This window comes from Streptomyces sp. CB02056 (genome assembly GCF_001905545.1).
GTDB lineage: Bacteria > Actinomycetota > Actinomycetes > Streptomycetales > Streptomycetaceae > Kitasatospora.
This window is the reverse complement of the sequence record NZ_LIPD01000006.1, coordinates 428266-446528: the sequence shown is the minus strand read 5'-3', so window position 1 is coordinate 446528 and position 18263 is coordinate 428266. Positions and strand designations below refer to the sequence as shown.

Below are 18263 nucleotides of genomic sequence, written 5' to 3'. Positions count from 1 at the left end.
ACAACATCACACAGGCCCTAGGACACCGGGGCCGAAGCGGGCGGCCCGGTCGGCGGCGGCCCGCCGCCGTCACGCGCCGATCAGGGCCCGCGGGTCGAAGCCTTCGTCGTCCCAGCCGTAGGTGGAGAAGCCCCTCCCGCCGGAGAGGTGGTGGGTGAGGGCGGCGTGGGCGGTCGGGAACATCGGCAGCGGGAGCCCGTCGGCCGGGGACCAGACCGCGTCGAGGTGCTTGTCCGGCTCGGTGTTCGTCAGCTCGCCGCGCCACGCGGTGGCGAGGAACACCGACAGCAGGAACGGGTGCTCGCCGTCCCAGCCCGTGCGGACCTGGACGGTGTGCACGAGCCGCAGGTCCGCCGGCTCGACGAGCAGCCCGGTCTCCTCCCGCAGCTCGCGCGCGGCGGCCTCGTCGAGGCGCTCACCGACCTCGACCTTGCCGCCGGGGATCGTCCACGCCGACGCCGTGATCCAGCTGTTCGCGGCGTAGTGCAGGGTCGCGACCAGGTTCCGGTCGCGGTCGTGGGCGATCACGGCCACGGCCTGGAGAAGGCTCTCCACGGTGCTGCCTCCGGGGTGGGTGAGCGGACAGTGGTCGGGGCTTGAGGAACATCCATGCCAATGCCGGCCCTGTCCGAGCCACCGACACGGCGTCAAGCATCATCGCGCCGCCACGGCGCCACCTTCAACGGTTGGACTGTCCGTCATCCGCTTCGAGCTCGGTCGCCGGCGCCTGGTGGGTGGCCGCCCACGAGGCCAGGAGCGCCAGATTGTCAGCGGTCGGTGTGCCCGCGGGTGCTGTGTAGACGTTGAGGAGCAGGCCGGGTTCGGCGGGCAGTTCCAGGGACTCGACGTCCAGGTCGAGCCGGCCCACGATCGGATGGCGAACACGCTTGCGGCCGGACCGGTGCAGTCGCACGTCCTGGGATGCCCACCGCTGCCGAAACAGCTCACTGCGCGTTGACAGTTCGCCGACCAGGGCGATCAGCTCCTCGTCGTGCGGATCGCGGCCGGCTTCCATGCGCAGCTTCGCGGCCACGTCACCGACGATCTGGTCGTAGTCGATAAAGAAGTCCCTGGCCGCCTCGGGGTTCAGATAGACGAACCTCGCTGTGTTCGCGGGCCGTCGCGGGTCGGCCAGCACCGGTGAGAACAGTGCGCGAGCGAGGTTGTTCGTGGCGAGCACGTCATAACGGCCGGTACTGATCCAGGCCGGTGCGTCGGAGATCGCGTCGAGCACCTGCTGCAGCGTCGAGCGCACCGTCACGGCGGGCCTACGCCGGCGTGGGCCGCCGGGCGCCCTGGATCGGCGCGCGAGGTGGAACAGGTGGTCGCGCTCGGCCTCGTCGAGTCGCAGGGCGGAGGCCAGCGCGTCCAGCACGCCATCGGAGGCACCGGCGAGGCTGCCGCGCTCCATGCGCACGTAGTAGTCGACCGATACCCCCGCCAGTAGCGCCACCTCTTCGCGGCGCAGACCTTTGACCCGACGGTTGCCGCCGTAAGCGGGCAGGCCCGCCTGCGCGGGTGCGATGCGGGCGCGACGCGAGCTGAGGAACTCCCGGATCTCGGTGCGTGGATCCATCGTGGCCGTCTCCTCACCGTAAGTCCGTCCCGCAGTCTAGGGGGTACCCGATGCGGTCGTCGCGATGCCGCCGTCCACCGGGATCACGGCGCCCGTGAGGTAGGAGCCGGCCCGGCCGGCGAGGAACACGGCGATGCCCGCCATGTCGTCGTCGCGGCCGATTCGGCGCAGAGGGGCCGCCGCCGCGATCGTGTCGCCGATGGCATCGAGTGCGGACGCCGTCATCCGCGACGGGAACACTCCCGGTGCTACCGCGTTCACCGTGACGTGCTGGGGGCCCAGCTCCCTGGCAAGCACTCTGGTGAGTTGATGGAGTGCCGCCTTGCTGCTGGCGTACGAGTAGTTGGGCGACTCGGCGACGTGGATGGCGGCGATACTGCCGATGTTGATGATCCGCGCGGGATCATCGGCGGTGCCCGCCCTGCGAAGTGCGGGGAGCAGCGCCTGCACCAGCCAGAACGGCGACTTGAGGTTGAGGTCGATCACCGCGTCCCAGGCCTCGTCCGGGAACGTCGCCAGCGGCTCGCGCCACATCGCTCCCGCGTTGTTGACGAGGATGTCCAGGCGTTCCGGGTCGCCCTTGACGAGATCGGCGAGGCGCTGACACTCGTCGTGCCTGGACAGGTCGGCGGGGATTGCCTGAACGTCGCCGAATTCGGACAGTAGACGCTGTGCCCCCGCGCACCTGTCCGCGTCGCGTGAGCTGATGACGACGCGGGCGCCCGCCTGGAGAAGGCCGCGCGCCATCATCATCCCGATGCCACTGGTGCCGCCAGTGACGAGGGCGTACTTCCCACTCAGATCGAAAAGCTCTGTGTGAGTGGTGAATTGCTTGTCCGCCATTGGTCTCCGTCCCCTTCTGTCGTGGACGAACGCGCCGACATGGTCGCGGATACGGGGCAGCTGAATCGACCTGATGGAGGTAGAGCTGCGGTGCGTGTCCATGGAGTGGTGTCGGCGCGTTCGACTCAACCAGGTTGGCAGGCGTTTCGGACGTCTGGGAGGCCCTGGTGATCCAGGTACTGTGAGAACCCCCGATGCTCGGCGACGGCCGGGCCCGCCGGTCAGTCGATGCCTTCGATGATGCGGAAGTCGCGCTCGACGCTGCCGGAGAGGGCCACCAGCGCCTCCTGGTACGCCTCGCTCTCGTAGGCCGCGACGGCCTGTTCGAAGCTGTCGAACTCGATCAGAACGACGCGTTGCGTGATTCCGGCCTCGTGGGCGACGACCCGACCGTCAAGGGACAGGAGGCGCCCGCCCCCGGCCCGGACTGCCGGACCGGCCAGCTCCGCGTAGGCGGTCAGCCTCTCGGGGTCGGAAACGGCGGGGTAGACACTGACCCAGTAGCCCTTGGCCATGGAAACCTCCTGTGTTCGGCCGGGCACGTCCGACGTCGGACCGACAATCGGATCGATCGATCCCGGCATCCGCAGGCTAGGGCTTGACGGGCGGTCGAGGGAAAGACCGGTACGGACTAGGCTCAGAACGGATCGTTATCAATCGGCGGGGAGGGCGCGTGGCGCCGGACACGGTGAGCCTGCGGTACTTCCTGGTGCTGGCACAGGAGTTGAACTTCACCCGCGCGGCCGCACGGATCGGCATCGCACAGCCCGCACTCAGCGCCCGGATGCGCCGGTTGGAGGCGGAACTCGGGACGGCCCTGCTGGTCCGCACCACGCGCAGCGTCGAACTGACCACGGCCGGTGCGGCTTTGGCGGAGTCCGCTCCGCCCGCGCTGGCCGCGCTGGACCGGGCGTGGGACACCGCCCGGAGCGCGGCGGCCGGCGCACTGGGCACGCTGCGCATCGGATACAGCCTCAGCGCCGGGGCCGAGACGGCACCGGCCCTGGTGGACAGGCTGATGCGCGACAACAGCGGACTCGAGGTCGGCGCGGTCCCGATGGCGACACCGGAGATCTCCCCGGCGGTCGCCGACGGCCGCATCGATGCCGGGATCACCCGCGGTGAACAACCGGGCGATGGCGTGCGCCGGTTCCTGCTGCGGCGTTCGCGCATCGGGGTCCAGCTGGCGCAGCACCATCCGCTGGCCGAACGCGCGGAGATCGAGATCGCCGACGCGGCCGCGTACCCGCTGCGGCTCCCGGACCGTGCGGCCAACCCCGTGGTCCACGATCAGCTGTCCGCGCTGTTCCGGGACACCCGACCGCACCCCCGGTTCCACACGCCCGCTGTCGCTTTCGACCTGTCCCAGCGCGACCTGCGGGACGGGGTCACCCTCGCCCCGGCCGGAGAAGCCGCGGCCACGGTGCAACCGGCCGGTCTCACCTGGCGACCGCTGCGGGGCGCGCCCGGCCTGACGCTCCACCTGGTCCTCCCACGCGAGCAGTCGCCGCTGCACCGCCGCATCCGCGCCGCCGCCGAGGCCCTGGCACACGAACTGCACTGGCTGCCGGACTGACGCACGGGAGGTCAAGCGAGGCGGACCTCCGCGGCTGGTCGGTGCGAGGGGGTTCGGTGGTGCCGGCGTCACACCGGCCAGCCGTGGGCGGAGAGCCGGTTGCCGTGGGCGATCTCGCGGAGGGCGTGCGCGGTGTAGGGCACGGTGTCGGCCGGCAGCCCGTCGAGCGGCCACCAGCGCAGTTCCGCGCACTTGTGCGGCTCCGCTTTGCGCACCTGACCGGTGTGGCGGGCCGGGCGGAAGAACAGCTGGAGGCGGCTGTGGTCGGTGTCGAGGTGGTGCAGGGTGTGGACGAGTTCGAGGTCCTCCTCGGCGATGGTGATGCCGAGTTCCTCCTCGGCCTCGCGCGTCATGGCGCGGGTGACCGGCTCGCCCCGCTCCATGTGCCCGGCCGGGAGGTGCCACAGCCCGTTGGCGTAGCTGGTGTTGCGGCGCCGTCCGAGCAGCACCGTGCCGCCGTCGAACAGGACGAGGTGGACCCCGACGACCAGCATGAGCGGGTCCGTACCCGGTGCCCCGGCGGCCGTGTCCGCGAGGTGGCCGGTGTGGTCGGTGGGGTCGGTGCGGTTCATGCGGTGCTCCCGGTGGACTGGTCGGCCGCGGCGGCGAGCAGGGGCAGGTAGTGGTGCAGGTAGGGCGGGACCTTGAGGCCGAGCACCTCGTCGAGGGGGACCATGCGGACGGCCAGGCCCTCGTCCCCGAGCCGCAGGTCGCTGTCGGGGCCCTCCCAGACGGCGTGCAGGACGCGGGTGAGCGGGAGGCCGTGGTCGTGGTGCGGGTCGGGGAGGGGCCGCAGGCCGGTGATCTCGAGGCCGGCCTCCTCGCGGACCTCGCGCACCGCGCTCTCCCGGGCGCTCTCGTCGGCCTCCCGCCAGCCGCCGATCGGAGTCCAGTGGCCGGGCCAGGCCATGCCCGGCCTGTCTTCGCGCAGGTTCATCAGCAGCCGACCGGCGCGGTCGGTGACGAAGACCAGGACGCCCTCGAAGTCGTCGTCGGCCGGCGTGGGGCGCTCCAGGTAGAGCGGGACACCGGAGCGGTGGGCGCGCAGCACCTGCCGGAGCCGCTGGTACCGGGCGGGGGTCATCCGGGCGTGCCAGTCGTGGGCCGTCTCGAACCGCCACTCGGTGTGCTCGGCCGGATCGAGGCGGATCCGGGCCTGCTGCTCGCGGGTCAGGACGCCGCCGTCGAAGACGAAGCCGCAGGCGGGGACGGGCTGCTCGGCGCCGGCCTGTTCGTGGATGACGGCGACCAGGCGCCTGCGGGCGACGGCTTCGGGATTCTCCGCGGCGAGGTCGAGGCCCAGCTCCTCCCGGGCCTCGCGCAGGGCGGTGGTGAAGGGGGTCTCGCCGTGCTCGACGTTGCCGCCGGGGAAGTTCCACACACCGGGGTCGACGGCGGAGCGCATCCCGAGGACGCGGCCCCGCGGGTCGGTGACCAGGAAGCAGCCGTAGGCGCTGGGTCGGGCGACGGTGGTGAGGTAGCCGCCGGCCGGCCGCCAACCGGGTACGGCCAGACGGCCGGTGAGCCACTCGATCACCGCGCGCTGCCCTTCGCCGGTCGGCGGCAGCCGCTCGGCGTCGGCCCACTGGTGGCCGTCATGGTCGGGCGAGAGGACGACCGGGGTGCCGTCCGGCACGACGGCGGTGAAGACGAACTGGCGTACGCGCAGGCCCCGTTGGCTGCTGAAGTCCAGGTGCCGCGCGTACTCCAGCGGCAGGCCGGTGAGCCCGGTCTCCTCGGCCAGTTCCCGCGCCGCCCCGGCAGGCACGGGCTCGCCGTCCTCCCGCCCGCCGCCCGGGTACTCCCACAGGCCGGGCAGGACGTCGTGCGCGGCCCGGCGGATCATCAGGATCCGGCCGGAGGCGTCGCGGACCACCACGCCGACGCCGATCCGCTCGACGCCCTCGCGGAAGGCCAGCTCGGTCAGCACCTGGAAGTCGATCACCTGGCGGACTCCTCGGACTCGCGGGCGGGCGCGGGGGACTGCTGCTGCGGCACCGCTCTCGTCAAGACGCATACCCGGAAGTCGAGTTCGGGTATGTGCCGGGGACGTCGCAGGCAACCGATGATGGAGCTGTTCGAATCCGGCGTTCAAGTGGATCGGCTCCGGGCGAGCCCGGGTCGAACGGGGAGTTTTCGAGCATCCACGGCACAGGGCAGGGCAGCCTCCGACCGGCCTTGTCCCTCATGACCGGTCTCAGAACCGGTGGCATTCCCCCGTGAGGGTGAGGTCGGATCAGGCGGTTTGCCAGTGTCGGCCGAGTACACCAGGCTGAGCTCGAAGCACGAGGACTGCCGGCGAGCCCGGATCGCGCACCGATGAGATTCCCGAGCCGCGCTGGTCCGTACGCCGGACACCCACGGACGGAAGGCTGGGCCATGCGGAAACTGGTCTACGGCATGAACCTGACCCTGGACGGCTACATCGCCGCGGCCGGCGACGACATCGCCTGGAGCGGACCGCCGAGCCCCGAGCTGTTCCAGTGGTGGCTCGACCAGGGGCGGGCGAGTGGCCTGTCGCTGTACGGGCGCAAGCTGTGGGAGACGATGAGCTCCTACTGGCCGACCGGCGACCAGCAGCCCGACGCCACCCCGGCGGAGGTCGAGTTCGCCCGGAACTGGCGGGACACGCCGAAGGTGGTGTTCTCCTCGACGATCAGCGAGGTCGACTGGAACACCCGCCTGGTCACCGGCGACGCGATCGCCGAGATCGCCCGGCTCAAGGCCGAGGACGGCGGCCTGATGGACATCGGCGGTGCGACGCTCGCCGGGGCGGCCATGCGCGCCGGGCTGATCGACGAGTACGTGATCGTCACCTATCCCGTCCTGGTGGGCGGCGGCACGCCGTTCTTCACCGCGCTGGACAGCTGGGTGAACCTGAACCTGGTGGAGACGCGGACGTTTCCCGGCGGCGTGGTCCTGACCAGGTACGAGACGAGGCGCTGAGCAGCGCCACCCACGCGCTGGTCTCGTATACGACACGGTCTATGGATGACGACATCAGCCGCGCGCCGCCGCCTGCGCGGCCGCCGCCCATCAGCGGCCGGGGTGGGCGGTCACGGTCACGGGGAGGGGCGCGGGGCCGAGGGTGGCCGCCGCGACCGGCCGGGGGCGGCTCCCCGGGACCGGGTCCAGCTGCCAGGTGGCCGAGACCGCCGCCGTCAGCAGGGCGAGCTCCGCGAGCGCGAAGTCGCCACCGGGGCAGCCGTGCACGCCGGCGGCGAAGGGGAGGTAGGCGCCGCGCGGGGGATCGGGCTGCCGTTGCGGGTCCCAGCGGTCGGGGTCGAAGGTGCCCGGGGCGCGGTACCAGCGGGGGTCGCGGTGCAGGGCGTACGGGCTGTAGAAGATCTGGGCCCCGGGGGCGAACCGGTGGCCGCCCAGTTCCACGGTGCCGGTAGCGCGGCGGGGGAACAGCCAGATCGGCGGGTAGAGCCGGAGGGTCTCCCGGACGACGCGGTGGGTGAGGACGAGCGCAGGGAGGTCGGCCGGGTCGACGGGGCGGTCGCCGACGACCCGGCCAACCTCCTCGCGGACCCGGCGGCGCAGTTCCGGGTGGCGCGAGAGCAGGATGAACAGCCAGGCGGCGGCCGCGCCGCTGGTGTGGGAGCCGCCGATCAGCAGGGAGGTCACGTCGTCGTGGAGCTGCCGCCGGTCGGCGCCGGCCGACAGCCGGGTCAGGCCGGCGTTGTGCGGGTCCGCGTCGATGAGGGCGTCCACGACGCCGTGGATGTCGTCCAGGGCGGTGCGGTAGCGCTCCCGCTCGCGGCCGGGCAGCCGGTCGAGGAGCGCGGCGGCGGGCCCGTAGGCCCTGCGGCCCACCCCGGCGACGACGACCGGCAGGGCCCGGTGGACGACGGCGGCGAAGCCGGCGGGCAGCGGACGGCCGAAGAGGGTCGCGGCCACCACGTCGATGGTCAGTCCCGCCATCTCGGCGTTGAGGTCGAGCCGTTGGCCGTGGTGCCAGGAGGCGGCGCGGGCGGTGGCCAACTCGGCCATGGTGTCCAGGTATCCGGGCAGACGGGCGGCGCTCAGGAGGGGCTGGACGATGCGGCGACGGTCCCGGTGGTGGGCGCCGTCGGCCACGGCGACGCCGGCGCCGAACAGGGGGCGGGCCTTGGTGAAGATCTCGCCGCGGTCGAACCGCCCTCCGGGCCCGGTCAGCAGGGCCATCACCAGGTCGGGGTGGTTGAGGAGGTAGGCGGGCCGCGGGCCGATGCGGAACTCGACCACGTCCCCGTACCGGCGCTGGGCGTCCAGGAAGGCCAGCGGCGCCCTGGCCAGGCGGAGCGCGTGCCCGAGGAGCGGGACGGCGCCCGGGGCCCGGGGCGGACGACTGCCGGTGGGGTCACCGGAGGCGTCGTCCGTGGAGGTGTCAGTGGGTGTCGGCATGGGGATCCTCTCCCGTCGTGATCGTTCCAGACCGGTACCGGGGCGTGCCCAGGCCCCACTCCAGGTGGCCCCGGGCCCAGCCGAGGAGCGCCTCGGCGCAGTGGTCGGCCTGCCGCCGCGGGCCGGGCGGCACGGCCAGCGCGCGGGTGAGGTCGGCCAGCTCCCGGCGGGCCCGCGCGTGGGCGTGCAGGCGTTCCTCGAAGGCGTCCGTCACGAGGAGGGCGGCGGCGTGCCGGTCTGTGCCGCCGTGGTGGGCGGTGACGAGTACCAGGTTGTGGGGGTCGCCCTGGGCGGCCTCCTTGTCCACGGTCATCAGGTCGTTGGTCCAGCACACCAGGTCCGCCGCCGCGACGAGGAGATCCTGGAACGGACGGGAGTAGTACAGGGACGGGGGCAGGACACAGCCGTCCGTCCGCTCGACCAGGTCGAACGAGGGCATGATCGCCCCGAAGGCCCGGCGCCAGGCGGGGAACCCGTCCAGGCGCGGGACGTGGGAGGCCTGCCGGTGGGCGGCCTGCCAGACACAGGCGGACAGGTAGTCGGCCACGTGGCGGCGGAACCGCAGGGCCCAGGGGGCGGGCATGCCGTCCGAGGCCCGCCCGACGATCTCCGCGAGGGCCCGTCCCACGGGCGAGGTGGGCTCGGAACCGCACGAGACGATGCCGAGCGGCTCCCGCAGGTACCCCTCCAGGAGGTCGGCGTCTCGCCCCAGTTCGCCCTCGTCGATCCGGTCGTCGAGGAGGAACAGCCAGGCCATCCACATCGCCACCAGCACGCTGTCCGGCCGGTCGGCCCGTGGATGGCACCACGCCGCCAGCAGCCCGGGGCGGATGCGTGCGAGGTTGCGCAGCTCCGCCGGGGTGTCGCAGAGGCCGGCGGCCTCGGCCCAGCGCAGAGCCTCGGCGTCGGCCGCGTCGGCGTGGGCGCCGCGGTGGGCCGTGACGTCCCGGATCGCGGATTCCCTGAGCGCGTCGGTCCTCACGCGGGCTCCTGGTCCGGCTGTTGTGCCGTCTGCTTCGGTCGGTGTGTCGTCCGGTCCGGCCGTTGTGCCGGCGGGCGTACGCCCCACATCGCGACCATGGCGTGCGCCGTGTCGACGAACCCGGGGCGGCGCAGGTGGGTCAGGGCCTCGGCCCCGTCCGCCTCCGCGAGGACCCCGGTGTGCGCCATCGCCGGCAGGAGATCGGCGATCGACAGCGCCCACGCCCGTCCCGCCGCGTTCGTCGCGGTCAGCGTCGGACAGTGCACCCGCATCCCCACATCCACGAGCCCCAGGCCCCGCAGTGGGGCGGGGAACGACCGGGCCCAGGCCGACACGTCGCTGCCGAGGGTCGTGGCCAGGGTGGTGGTGACGGCGGTCCCGAGACGCCGTACGACCGGGTCGGGGGAGGAGGAGGCGGGGAAGAACGAGGGGTCCTCGATGTACAGGCGGCCGCCCGGCTTCAGCCAGGACGCCATGCGCCCCGGCAGCGCGGCACGCTCGGGCAGGTGGCACAGGACGCTGCGGGCGACGACGAGGTCGAAGGTGCCGGGCGGGAACCCGTCGGTGCGCACGTCGTGCCGCAGCACGCGCAGCGCCGGGTGGCGCAGGCCCGTCAGGAAACGGAGGTCGGTGTCGGTGGCCGTCACCTCGCCATCGGGGTGGCGGCGGGCGAGCCACAGGGCCAAGGTCCCGGCCCCCGCCCCGATTTCCAGGCAACGGGCGTCGGCCGGCAGGTCCCAGCGCGCCAGATCACCCGTGGTCGCGGGGTCGCAGGAACCGGCCAGGGCGTCGAGACGGTCCGTCTGCGCGGGGTGGGCGAAGGCGAACACCTCCTCGCCGTACGCCGGGAGTTCACGTTCTTCCGGCGCTTCCTTCCGCATGCGATACCTCCTTTTCCCTTTTGATATGACCAACGCCTTTCGATTTGGGCCAGCAGGTTTTGACCAGACCGGCGCCCTGCGATCGGACCGGCGGTTTTCCGATTGGACCAGCGTTCTCGCGTCTCCCTCTTGACGACACGCCAGGGCGCTCAGTGCGGCGCACCGGATTTCATGCTTCGCTGTGCGCGCGGGAGACAGCGGCGGGCGGCGCTGGGCCGTGGATACGGCGAGGCGGGCAGCAGATCGAACGGCCAACTCCACGCATTTCCACCGCATTCCAGCCCGAGCAAAAGAAACCCGGGTGACCGGGATGTCCGAGGAGGCGTCACATGGCCGAAACCGCCACCGAGAACCGGGTGATCGTGGTCGGATCCGGAATCGCCGGAACGGCCGCCGCCTTCCGGCTGCGCCAGGCCGGCCGCGACGTCACCCTGCTCGAAAAGGAGGACCACGTCGGAGGCCGGATGTCCTCCCGCGAGGTTCCGGTCGGAGACGTCCGGTACCGACTCGATCGCGGCGCGAGCTGGCTGTCCCGGAACTACGCCCCCATGATCCGGCTCCTGGAGGACGCGGGGATGGCGACCCGCATGCTCCCGTGCTCGGACGAACTCGGCGTCCTGCGCGACGGCCGCGTGCACCGCCTCTCCCTCGTCAAGACCTCGGGACTCCTGAGCACCGGACTGCTCGGGTGGCGCGCCAAGCTCAAGGCCGTCAACCTGCTGCGCGACCTCGGGGCCGCCCGCCGCCGACTGCGCTGGGAGGACCTGTCCGGCGCCGCCGGGATCGACGGGGAGAACGCCCGGGAGCATGCCCTGCGCCGACTCGACCGGGAACTCCTGGACTACCTGATCGAGCCCCTGTGCAGCACCCAGTTCCTCGTACCCGCCGAGGAGGTCGCCGCCGTCGGCGCCTTCTGCATCATGTGGGGCACCTTCGGAGCCGCGAGCTTCACCTTCGACGGCGGGGTCGGCCGCCTCCCCGAACACCTCCTCGCCACCCCCGTGATGCGCTCCCCGGGCACCCGCCTCGAACTGGGCGCCCACGTGACGGAAGTGCGGGCGGAAGGGACCGGGGTCGAGGTGGTGTGGGAGCGGGACGGCGAGGTCCGGACCGAACGGGCCCGCGCCTGCGTGGTGGCCGTACCCGCCCCGGCCGCGGCCCGGATCGTCACCACCCTCGACGCGGACCAGCGCCGGTACCTCGACGGCGTCCGGTACGCCAGCGACGCCCACGTCACCTTCGGGCTGCGCCGGGCACCCGTCGAGACGGCACTGGGCGTCGCCGTACCGTGCCGGGAGCACCCGGACCTCTGCGTCGCGCTGTACGAGCACAACCTCGGCCCCGGCCGGGCGCCCGTCGGCCGGGGCCTGGTCACCCTGGTCTTCCGGCACCACTGGAACACCGCCCGGATGCACCTCGACGACGAGACGGTGATCGCCGACGCCCGCAAGGCCGTGGGCGAAGCGCTGCCGGACCTGGCCGCCCACATCGACGAACACCGCGAGATGGCGGTCGTCCAGCGGTGGGAGCACGCGGTCCTGGCCCGCCCGGCCGGCGGATACCGGGACCTCGCCGCCTTCACCGCGGGCCTGGACCCGGCCTCGCCCGTCCAACTCGCCGGGGACCACTTCGCCTACAGCACCACCAACTCCTCGCTGGCCACCGGCGAACGTGCCGCCCGCCGCATCCTGGAGCTGCTCTCCGCGCGGTGAGCGGGCGCGGCGGGAACGCGAAGGAACGCGAAGGAACGCGAAGGAACGCGCGGGAACGCGAGAGGACCCGGGAGCGTAGCCTGCTCCCGGGCCCCTGTTTGCCGCCCAATTGCGCACACCGGCACGTTTAAGGGTCGCGGATCAGGTTGAAATCGACGCGTTCTACCTTTGAACTACCGTGCCACGGAGCGGCACAGACAGGACTTGAACCTGCATTCGTCGATATTCGTCCGCACCCGGTCGATCCGGTGTTCGGCGGCGAATGCTGAGACTGGAGCGAGAGTCTGAGATTGACAGGGCCTGCCTCTGCCTGATTGGGCTACCCCGGCCGGTGGTGCCGGGGGGAGGGCTCGAACCTCCACTGTGACCCCTGGTCAGCTTCAACGTCAGTGTCAGCTTTTCGCACCGCGCACGGGCCCACCCATCCGGCTTCCCAGGCAGGGGACTTGTCGCGCTCGGCGCACCCGCCCGGCTCCCCGGGCGGGCGATCATGAGGCTACCGGAACAGGTAGCCGAAGACGGCGTCACCCACCCGCTGGTCGGTGACCTCGACGGCGTTGGCCTCCTCGCGGGCGAACTTGACGGCCTGCTGGAGCTTCTCCACCCGCTCGGCGAGCTCGTTCACCCGGCGGGCCGGCAGCGCACCGGAGAACTTGACCGTGGTCCAGTAGCCGACCGCGACGTCCTCGTAGTAGACCTCGACCTGGGCCGGGTGCTTCTCGGTGGCCTCTGCCTTGACGTGGTTGCGCGGCACCTTCTTGGTCCGGATGGTGCGCACCGGCTCGGTCTTCCAGGCGTCGGTGGACGGGTCGAGGTTCCAGGACTCGGAGGCGTCCAGCACCGGGAGCTTCTTCACGAAGGTGAACAGGTCGGTGAGCTGCTTCTCCAGGAAGAGCAGGTACGGCACCGGCACCCGGGAGAGGAGCACCTGGCCGTCCACCACGACGTCGGCGCGGGCGTCGATGTTGGCCCAGTCCTTGGTGGCCGTCACGTCGAAGAGCCGGGTGAGGGTGTTTGCGGTGGACCGCAGGATGTCCTCGGCCTTCAGCTGCACCCGGGTCGACTCCGGCGGCAGCTGCTCGCCCTCCTCGTCCTTGGGCTGGTAGGCGCGGGAGATCCCGGCCAGCAGCGCGGGCTTCTGCAGGTCCTGATGGGCCTGCGTCAGCTCCTGGAAGGACTTGGACTTGACGCCCTTTTCAACGGCGATGATCTGGTTCAGCTTTGCCACGTCCGGGACGCTACCAGTCCCGGACTGATCGGCGACACCCAATTATCGACCGGGTGTTCGGCGCTCCCGCGGGCTGCCTGACCTGGCGCCATGGTGCCGGATCCGCACGAAGGTTGAGCCGATCGCCGGCCCTCATGGCCTGACGGTCGGCCCGGAGCCCATGCATCAAGTGGACTTGAGTCCAGATTAGTATTGCAGTACACATTGATGCTCTGGCGTACCGATCGGGGGATCGGCTGATGAGCGTCCTCCTCCCGGCCGAGATCGCCTCAACCGGCAGTCCTGCCACGGCGGGGCCACTCCACACCTGAAACGGACCCATGGATCCACAACGTCCATCGATCAGACAGAACACCCGCGCCCGGAAGGTTGCCGGACAGCGCGACCGACGGCCCGATGACGCGGCGACCGCAGGTGTGACGCTCCCTCACGCCCGGGCGCTCCTGCGGACCGGTTCCTTCCTGCTGTCCCTCGCGCTGCTTCTGGCCGCCCTCATCCGCCCCGCCCACGGTGCGGCAGCCGAGCCGGAAGCCGGCTACAGGGATCGACTCGCGACGGTCATATCGAATCTGCGTCAGGGGCTGCACGGAACGCCCCACGACTACACGGTCACGGTCGGCGGGACGACCACGGAGGTCAGGAACGTCGAGCTGACGGGCACCGGCATCGCACTGCTCGACATCACTCCTCTCGGGCCCGAGGGCGTGGGAGGCGTCCAGCTGATCGTGAGGGAAGCCAACTCCTACGTCATCGGATTCCACATCGACAGCCGGTACTTCTATCTCCGCAAGGACGGCGGCGCTATCGAGACGGACGGCCCTGGAACCGGTTCCCAACGGGTCGACCTCGGTTATGAGGGCAGGTACCAGGACCTGAGGAAGCTCGAAGATCCGGACTACACCGTCGCGGAGTCCGACATCGAGAGAGCCGTGCAGGCGCTTGCCTTCGCGAAACCGGCGGGTGGCAAGGAACCATACGGCACTCTGCGGGGACCGCTGGGCGTCCTCGTCGTGGCAGTGGCTGAGTCGGCCAGGAACAGGGTGGTCGAGAAAGGCGTGCTGGACGCCCTCGCCGATCCATCCGGGAAGGGGCCCTTCCCCGTACGCGACTACAAGGACCTGATCCTCGAGTGGGGCAAGATGGGGAAGGCGATCGATGCCGGCGCCACCTACAGGGTGATGGGTCCGAACGGGAAGCAATTGGTGATGAACACCGACTTCCTGCGACGGATGCTGGCCATGAAGCGCCCATGCAAGGTCGCATCCCAGCTGTCCGTCCGCGCGGGCTCGGTGTGCTCGGACGATTCCGCCGCCATCGTGTCCATGGGCGACAGCTACATCTCCGGTGAGGGCGGACGCTGGGCCGGAAACGGGGACGCCACGGGCTCCGGATCCAGCCTCGGTACCGACCGCGCCGCGACGGACTGCACCGAGGACGTCGCCGGGGCGGAGGCCTGCCGCTACGACCTGACGAAGGTCTACGGTGACACCTCCTACCAGGGCGGCAACGGGTGCGACCGCTCGGACACGGCCGAGATCAAGGGCGCCGACCTCTACGGCGTCCCGCCGGGGAACCGCTTCAACATCGCCTGCTCCGGTGCCGAGACGAAGCACGTCCGCGGCGAGGGATTCAAGGGCGAGGCGCCGCAGGTCCAGCAGCTGCGTGAGCTGGCGAAGCAGCAGGACGTCAAGGTGATCGCGCTGTCCGTCGGCGGGAACGACCTCGACTTCTCCGGGATCCTGACGCGTTGCGCCCGGCGGTTCATGCTCGGCCAGGGCGCCTGCCACGACGGTGAGGACGGTCCGCTGAAGAGCAAGTTGGCGGGTCTTCAGGGCAGTGTCGAGGGCACGGTCGACGACATCCGCGCCGCCATGCGGGACGCGGGGTACGAGGACGGCGACTACACCCTGGTCGTCCAGTCCTACCCGAGCCCGTTCCCGCAGCCCCTGGGCATGCGCGAGACCGGCGACACCTACGACCGGTACACCAAGGCGGGCTTCCCCTTCTACGACGAGGACGCCGCCTGGACCAACCGCACCGTCACCCCGGCGATCTCCGACGCCCTCAAGAAGGCCGCGGTCGCGAAGAAGGCCGTCTTCCTCGACCCGCGGTCCGCCTTCGCGGGGCACGAGCTGAACTCCAAGGACGCCAGGACGGCCGGGGTGGAGAACTCCCCGCGGTCCCCGCTGGCCGCCGACGCCGCCGAGTGGGTGCGCTGGGTCGACCACCTGCCCGGCGTCCCGAGCACCCGCAAGCAGGGCGAGGCGCAGGAGTTCGTCCACCCGAACGCCTTCGGGCAGCAGGCCCTCTCGGAGTGCCTGAGCCAGACGGTGCGGCAGCACGACGCGCACCCGCAGTACGGCACCTTCGCCTGTGACGGACGGGCCGGGGCGGCACCGGGTGCGGTGACCGTCCGGCACACAGGGCTGGAGAGCCGGGACCCGTGGGACGTGCCGAAGCTGACGGTGATGCCGCTGGGCGACTCGATCACCCAGGGCGTGGGCAGCGCCAACGACAGCCTGGGCTACCGCAAGGAGCTGTGGCAGGCGCTGAAGGACCACACCGGCAGCCTGGACTTCGTCGGCTCCCTCAAGCACGGTGACGGCGGCTTCGACGGCGACCACGAGGGCCACTCGGGCTGGCGGATCGACGAGTTGACGGACAACGCGGGCTACCGCGAGGGGGACCTCGACACTTGGCTGCCGGCGGCGAAGCCGAACGTGATCACGTTGATGGCCGGCACCAACGACCTCAACCACGGCGCCCCGACCACACCCCAGGACGCGCGCGACCGGATGGACACCCTGCTGGGGAAGATCCACGCGATGGCGCCGGACGCGACGGTGGTGCTCGGCTCGGTTCCCCCGACCGACCCCGCCACGCCGTGGGCGCGCTTCCAGCCCCTGTTCGAGGCCTACAACAAGCTCCTGCCGCCGCTGGTGGAAACCTGGCGGGGCAAGGGCATGAAGGTGGGCTTCGCGGACATGGGCGCCGTCACCGCGGGCGACATGAGGGGCGGCGACGGCCTGCACCCGACCCCGAGCGGCTACACGAAGATCGCCGACGCCTTCTACGAGGGTGTCGCCGCCGCGGCCGCCGACGGCTGGATCACCGAGAACGTCGAGGTCAAGCCCGCCCCGTACAGCGGGGGCGTCCTGGGCGACGGCCCGGTGGACATCGACGGTGACGGCAAGGCCGACTACCTGGTGGTCGGCGACGACGGCTCGGTCCAGGCGTGGCTGAACCGGGGCACCGACGCCAAGGGCGGCGGAGGCTGGCAGAGCGTCGGAAGGATCGCCGCCGGGGTCGCGCCGGGCGGCAAGGTCCGCTTCGCCGACCTCGACGGCGACGGGAAGGCCGACTACCTCGTCCTGAACGACGACGGCTCGGTGCAGGCCTGGCTCAACCGGGGGACCGACATGCCGGGAGGCACCGGTGCCCCCGGCGGCGGCGGGGGGATGGACCCGTCGACCGGCTCCGGCGGGACCACCGGCACGGGCACGCCCGGTGGAGGCGGGGGCATGGACCCGTCCGGCGGACCGGGCGGGACCACCGGCACCGGCACACCCGGCGGAGGCGGCTGGCAGGCCATCGGCACCGTGGCGGCCGGCGTCGCCCCCGGCGGCAAGGTCCGCTTCGCGGACGTCAACGGCGACGGCAAGGCCGACTACCTCGTGGTCGAGGACGACGGCTCCGTCTCCGCCTGGCTCAACACCGATGGCCGGGGCGGCTGGACGGGCGTCGGGCGGATCGCGGCCGGAGTGGCCACCGGGGACAAGGTCCGCTTCGCCGACTTCGACGGCGACGGCAAGGCCGACTACCTGGTGGTCGGCGACGACGGCTCGGTGAACGTCTGGCTGAACAAGGGCACCGACATGCCCGGCGGAGGCGGCTGGAGCGGTCTCGGAAAGGTCGCCGCAGGCGTCGCGCCGGGAGGCAAGGTCCGCTTCGCGGACGTCGACGGCGACAAGCGGGCCGACTACGTCGTGGTCGGCGACAACGGTTCGCTGGACGCGTGGCTCAACAACGGAGGCGACACCGCCGAGCGCGGCTGGACCGAACTCGGCCAGGTCGCCACCGGTGTTGGTCTGCCGAGCAAGTACGTGTGGCTGGGCGACTTCGACGGGGACAGGAAGGTTGACTACCTCGCCAGCAAGGGCGGTGGGGTTTTCGACCAGTGCATGCTGTTCAACCGGGGCGGTGACGGGCGCGGCGGCTGGGAGGACCCGGTCCCGAAGGATCCCGCCTGTGACCGAGGTTCCGATGAACTCCCGAACTCCACCTCGTACTTCACGGACTTCGACGGCGACGGCAAGGCCGATCACCTGGAGGTGATGCCGGACGGTCGGGTCATGTGCTGGGCGGGTACCGGGAAGGGCGGCTTCCGCAGCGGTGGCACGGTGGCCGCAGGCGTCGCCCCGGCCGCGAAGGTACGACTCGCCGACTTCGACGGTGACGGGAAGGCCGACTACCTCGTCCTGGAGGACGACGGCTCGGTGAGCGTCTGGCTGAACAAGGGCGGTGACGGGTACGGAGGCTGGGAGGCCATCGGCCGGGTCGCCGCCGGCGTCGCCCCGAGTGGGAAGGTGCGCTTCGCCGACGTCAACGGCGACCGACGCGCCGACTACCTGGTCGTGGAGGACGATGGCTCGGTCAAGGCGTGGATCAACAACGGCGGTGACGGGCACGGTGGTTGGCGGGAACTCGGGCAGATCGCCGCGGGCGTCGCCCCCCGCGACAACGTGCGGTTCGCCGACTTCGACGGCGATGGCAGGGACGACTACCTCGTCCTGGCGGACGACGGCGCGATGAGGGTCTGGCTCAACCATGGCGGCGAGGCCCCGGGCTGGATCGAAGCCGGCCGGATCGCCGCCGGTGTGGCTCCGGCCAACCGGGTCCGGATCTGACCCCTCCGGGCTCCGGATCTGACCCCTCCGCCACGACGACCACGACGGCCCCGGCACGGTACCGCCCGTGCCGGGGCCGTCGTCGTGCCGCCGCCCGCCGGGTGGCATCAGCGCTCCGGCGCCGGGAATGTATGAGGGGTTGTCCGGCATCGGGCCGTGACGATCCGGA

Annotated in this window: 14 protein-coding genes; 4 read left to right on the top strand and 10 right to left on the bottom strand. The window is 71.6% G+C overall.

Going from position 1 to position 18263, the window contains the following annotated elements:
- Positions 1 to 69 precede the first annotated feature (69 nt).
- The 4 genes from AMK13_RS19095 to AMK13_RS19080 all read right to left on the bottom strand — a co-directional run bounded on the left by AMK13_RS19095 (position 70) and on the right by AMK13_RS19080 (position 2934).
- Positions 70 to 555 (bottom strand): NUDIX domain-containing protein, encoded by a 486-nt coding sequence (locus tag AMK13_RS19095; protein WP_074003274.1) that lies wholly within the window; start codon positions 553 to 555, stop codon positions 70 to 72.
- A 124-nt stretch (positions 556 to 679) separates the two neighbouring features.
- Positions 680 to 1576 carry a helix-turn-helix transcriptional regulator gene (locus AMK13_RS19090; protein WP_074003273.1) on the bottom strand — a complete coding sequence of 299 codons (897 nt, stop codon included), beginning with the start codon at positions 1574 to 1576 and terminating at the stop codon, positions 680 to 682.
- Positions 1577 to 1612: 36 nt separating this feature from the next.
- The gene (locus AMK13_RS19085) at positions 1613 to 2419 is read right to left on the bottom strand and encodes an SDR family oxidoreductase (RefSeq protein WP_074003272.1); all 807 of its coding nucleotides are present in this window, start codon (positions 2417 to 2419) and stop codon (positions 1613 to 1615) included.
- Between the two features lie 221 nt (positions 2420 to 2640).
- A complete protein-coding gene (locus tag AMK13_RS19080) occupies positions 2641 to 2934 on the bottom strand; it encodes a DUF1330 domain-containing protein (protein ID WP_074003271.1) in 294 nt (97 codons plus the stop codon).
- 158 nt (positions 2935 to 3092) lie between these two features.
- On the opposite strand from AMK13_RS19080, the gene AMK13_RS19075 reads away from it, so the two are divergent.
- On the top strand, positions 3093 to 3995 hold the full coding sequence (locus AMK13_RS19075) for a LysR family transcriptional regulator (RefSeq protein WP_074003270.1): 903 nt from the start codon (positions 3093 to 3095) through the stop codon (positions 3993 to 3995).
- 68 nt (positions 3996 to 4063) lie between these two features.
- Here AMK13_RS19075 and AMK13_RS19070 read toward each other — a convergent pair whose 3' ends face one another.
- Positions 4064 to 4567 (bottom strand): NUDIX hydrolase, encoded by a 504-nt coding sequence (locus tag AMK13_RS19070; RefSeq protein WP_241852945.1) that lies wholly within the window; start codon positions 4565 to 4567, stop codon positions 4064 to 4066.
- Positions 4564 to 5940, bottom strand: a complete 1377-nt coding sequence (locus AMK13_RS19065; protein WP_074003269.1) for an NUDIX hydrolase — start codon at positions 5938 to 5940, stop codon at positions 4564 to 4566. The genes AMK13_RS19070 and AMK13_RS19065 overlap by 4 nt, the downstream gene beginning before the upstream one ends.
- A gap of 434 nt (positions 5941 to 6374) precedes the next feature.
- Here AMK13_RS19065 and AMK13_RS19060 point away from each other — a divergent pair, with 434 nt between their 5' ends.
- Complete coding sequence (locus tag AMK13_RS19060; protein WP_074003268.1) at positions 6375 to 6941, top strand: dihydrofolate reductase family protein; 567 nt, start codon at positions 6375 to 6377, stop codon at positions 6939 to 6941.
- 90 nt (positions 6942 to 7031) lie between these two features.
- Here the strand turns inward: AMK13_RS19060 and AMK13_RS19055 are convergent, their stop codons facing one another.
- From AMK13_RS19055 to AMK13_RS19045, 3 genes are read right to left on the bottom strand one after another with little or no spacing between them, the layout of a single operon-like run.
- Positions 7032 to 8384: a cytochrome P450 gene (locus AMK13_RS19055; protein ID WP_074003267.1), complete on the bottom strand. Its 1353-nt coding sequence runs from the start codon at positions 8382 to 8384 to the stop codon at positions 7032 to 7034.
- Positions 8368 to 9366, bottom strand: coding sequence for a (-)-delta-cadinene synthase (locus AMK13_RS19050; protein WP_074003266.1), 999 nt, complete (start codon positions 9364 to 9366; stop codon positions 8368 to 8370). The genes AMK13_RS19055 and AMK13_RS19050 overlap by 17 nt, the downstream gene beginning before the upstream one ends.
- Positions 9363 to 10247 carry a class I SAM-dependent methyltransferase gene (locus AMK13_RS19045; protein ID WP_074003265.1) on the bottom strand — a complete coding sequence of 295 codons (885 nt, stop codon included), beginning with the start codon at positions 10245 to 10247 and terminating at the stop codon, positions 9363 to 9365. Before AMK13_RS19045 ends, AMK13_RS19050 begins: the two co-directional genes overlap by 4 nt.
- Before the next feature lie 329 nt (positions 10248 to 10576).
- Between AMK13_RS19045 and AMK13_RS19040 the strand changes: the two genes are divergently transcribed.
- Positions 10577 to 11959 (top strand): protoporphyrinogen/coproporphyrinogen oxidase, encoded by a 1383-nt coding sequence (locus AMK13_RS19040; RefSeq protein WP_074003264.1) that lies wholly within the window; start codon positions 10577 to 10579, stop codon positions 11957 to 11959.
- Between the two features lie 496 nt (positions 11960 to 12455).
- Here the strand turns inward: AMK13_RS19040 and AMK13_RS19035 are convergent, their stop codons facing one another.
- A complete protein-coding gene (locus tag AMK13_RS19035; RefSeq protein WP_049649138.1) occupies positions 12456 to 13187 on the bottom strand; it encodes a DUF7873 family protein in 732 nt (243 codons plus the stop codon).
- A gap of 416 nt (positions 13188 to 13603) precedes the next feature.
- Between AMK13_RS19035 and AMK13_RS41950 the strand changes: the two genes are divergently transcribed.
- On the top strand, positions 13604 to 18094 hold the full coding sequence (locus AMK13_RS41950) for an FG-GAP-like repeat-containing protein (RefSeq protein WP_074003263.1): 4491 nt from the start codon (positions 13604 to 13606) through the stop codon (positions 18092 to 18094).
- Positions 18095 to 18263: the final 169 nt, after the last annotated feature.

What these genes read in the sequence shown, in the direction of transcription:
- AMK13_RS19040 (WP_074003264.1), top strand. Translation starts at nt 10,577, where the DNA reads ATGGCCGAAACCGCCACCGAGAACCGGGTGATCGTGGTCGGATCCGGA.
- AMK13_RS19060 (WP_074003268.1), top strand. Translation starts at nt 6,375, where the DNA reads ATGCGGAAACTGGTCTACGGCATGAACCTGACCCTGGACGGCTACATC.
- AMK13_RS19070 (WP_241852945.1), bottom strand. Translation starts at nt 4,567, where the DNA reads ATGAACCGCACCGACCCCACCGACCACACCGGCCACCTCGCGGACACG.
- AMK13_RS19085 (WP_074003272.1), bottom strand. Translation starts at nt 2,419, where the DNA reads ATGGCGGACAAGCAATTCACCACTCACACAGAGCTTTTCGATCTGAGT.
- AMK13_RS19080 (WP_074003271.1), bottom strand. Translation starts at nt 2,934, where the DNA reads ATGGCCAAGGGCTACTGGGTCAGTGTCTACCCCGCCGTTTCCGACCCC.
- AMK13_RS19090 (WP_074003273.1), bottom strand. Translation starts at nt 1,576, where the DNA reads ATGGATCCACGCACCGAGATCCGGGAGTTCCTCAGCTCGCGTCGCGCC.
- AMK13_RS19045 (WP_074003265.1), bottom strand. Translation starts at nt 10,247, where the DNA reads ATGCGGAAGGAAGCGCCGGAAGAACGTGAACTCCCGGCGTACGGCGAG.
- AMK13_RS19055 (WP_074003267.1), bottom strand. Translation starts at nt 8,384, where the DNA reads ATGCCGACACCCACTGACACCTCCACGGACGACGCCTCCGGTGACCCC.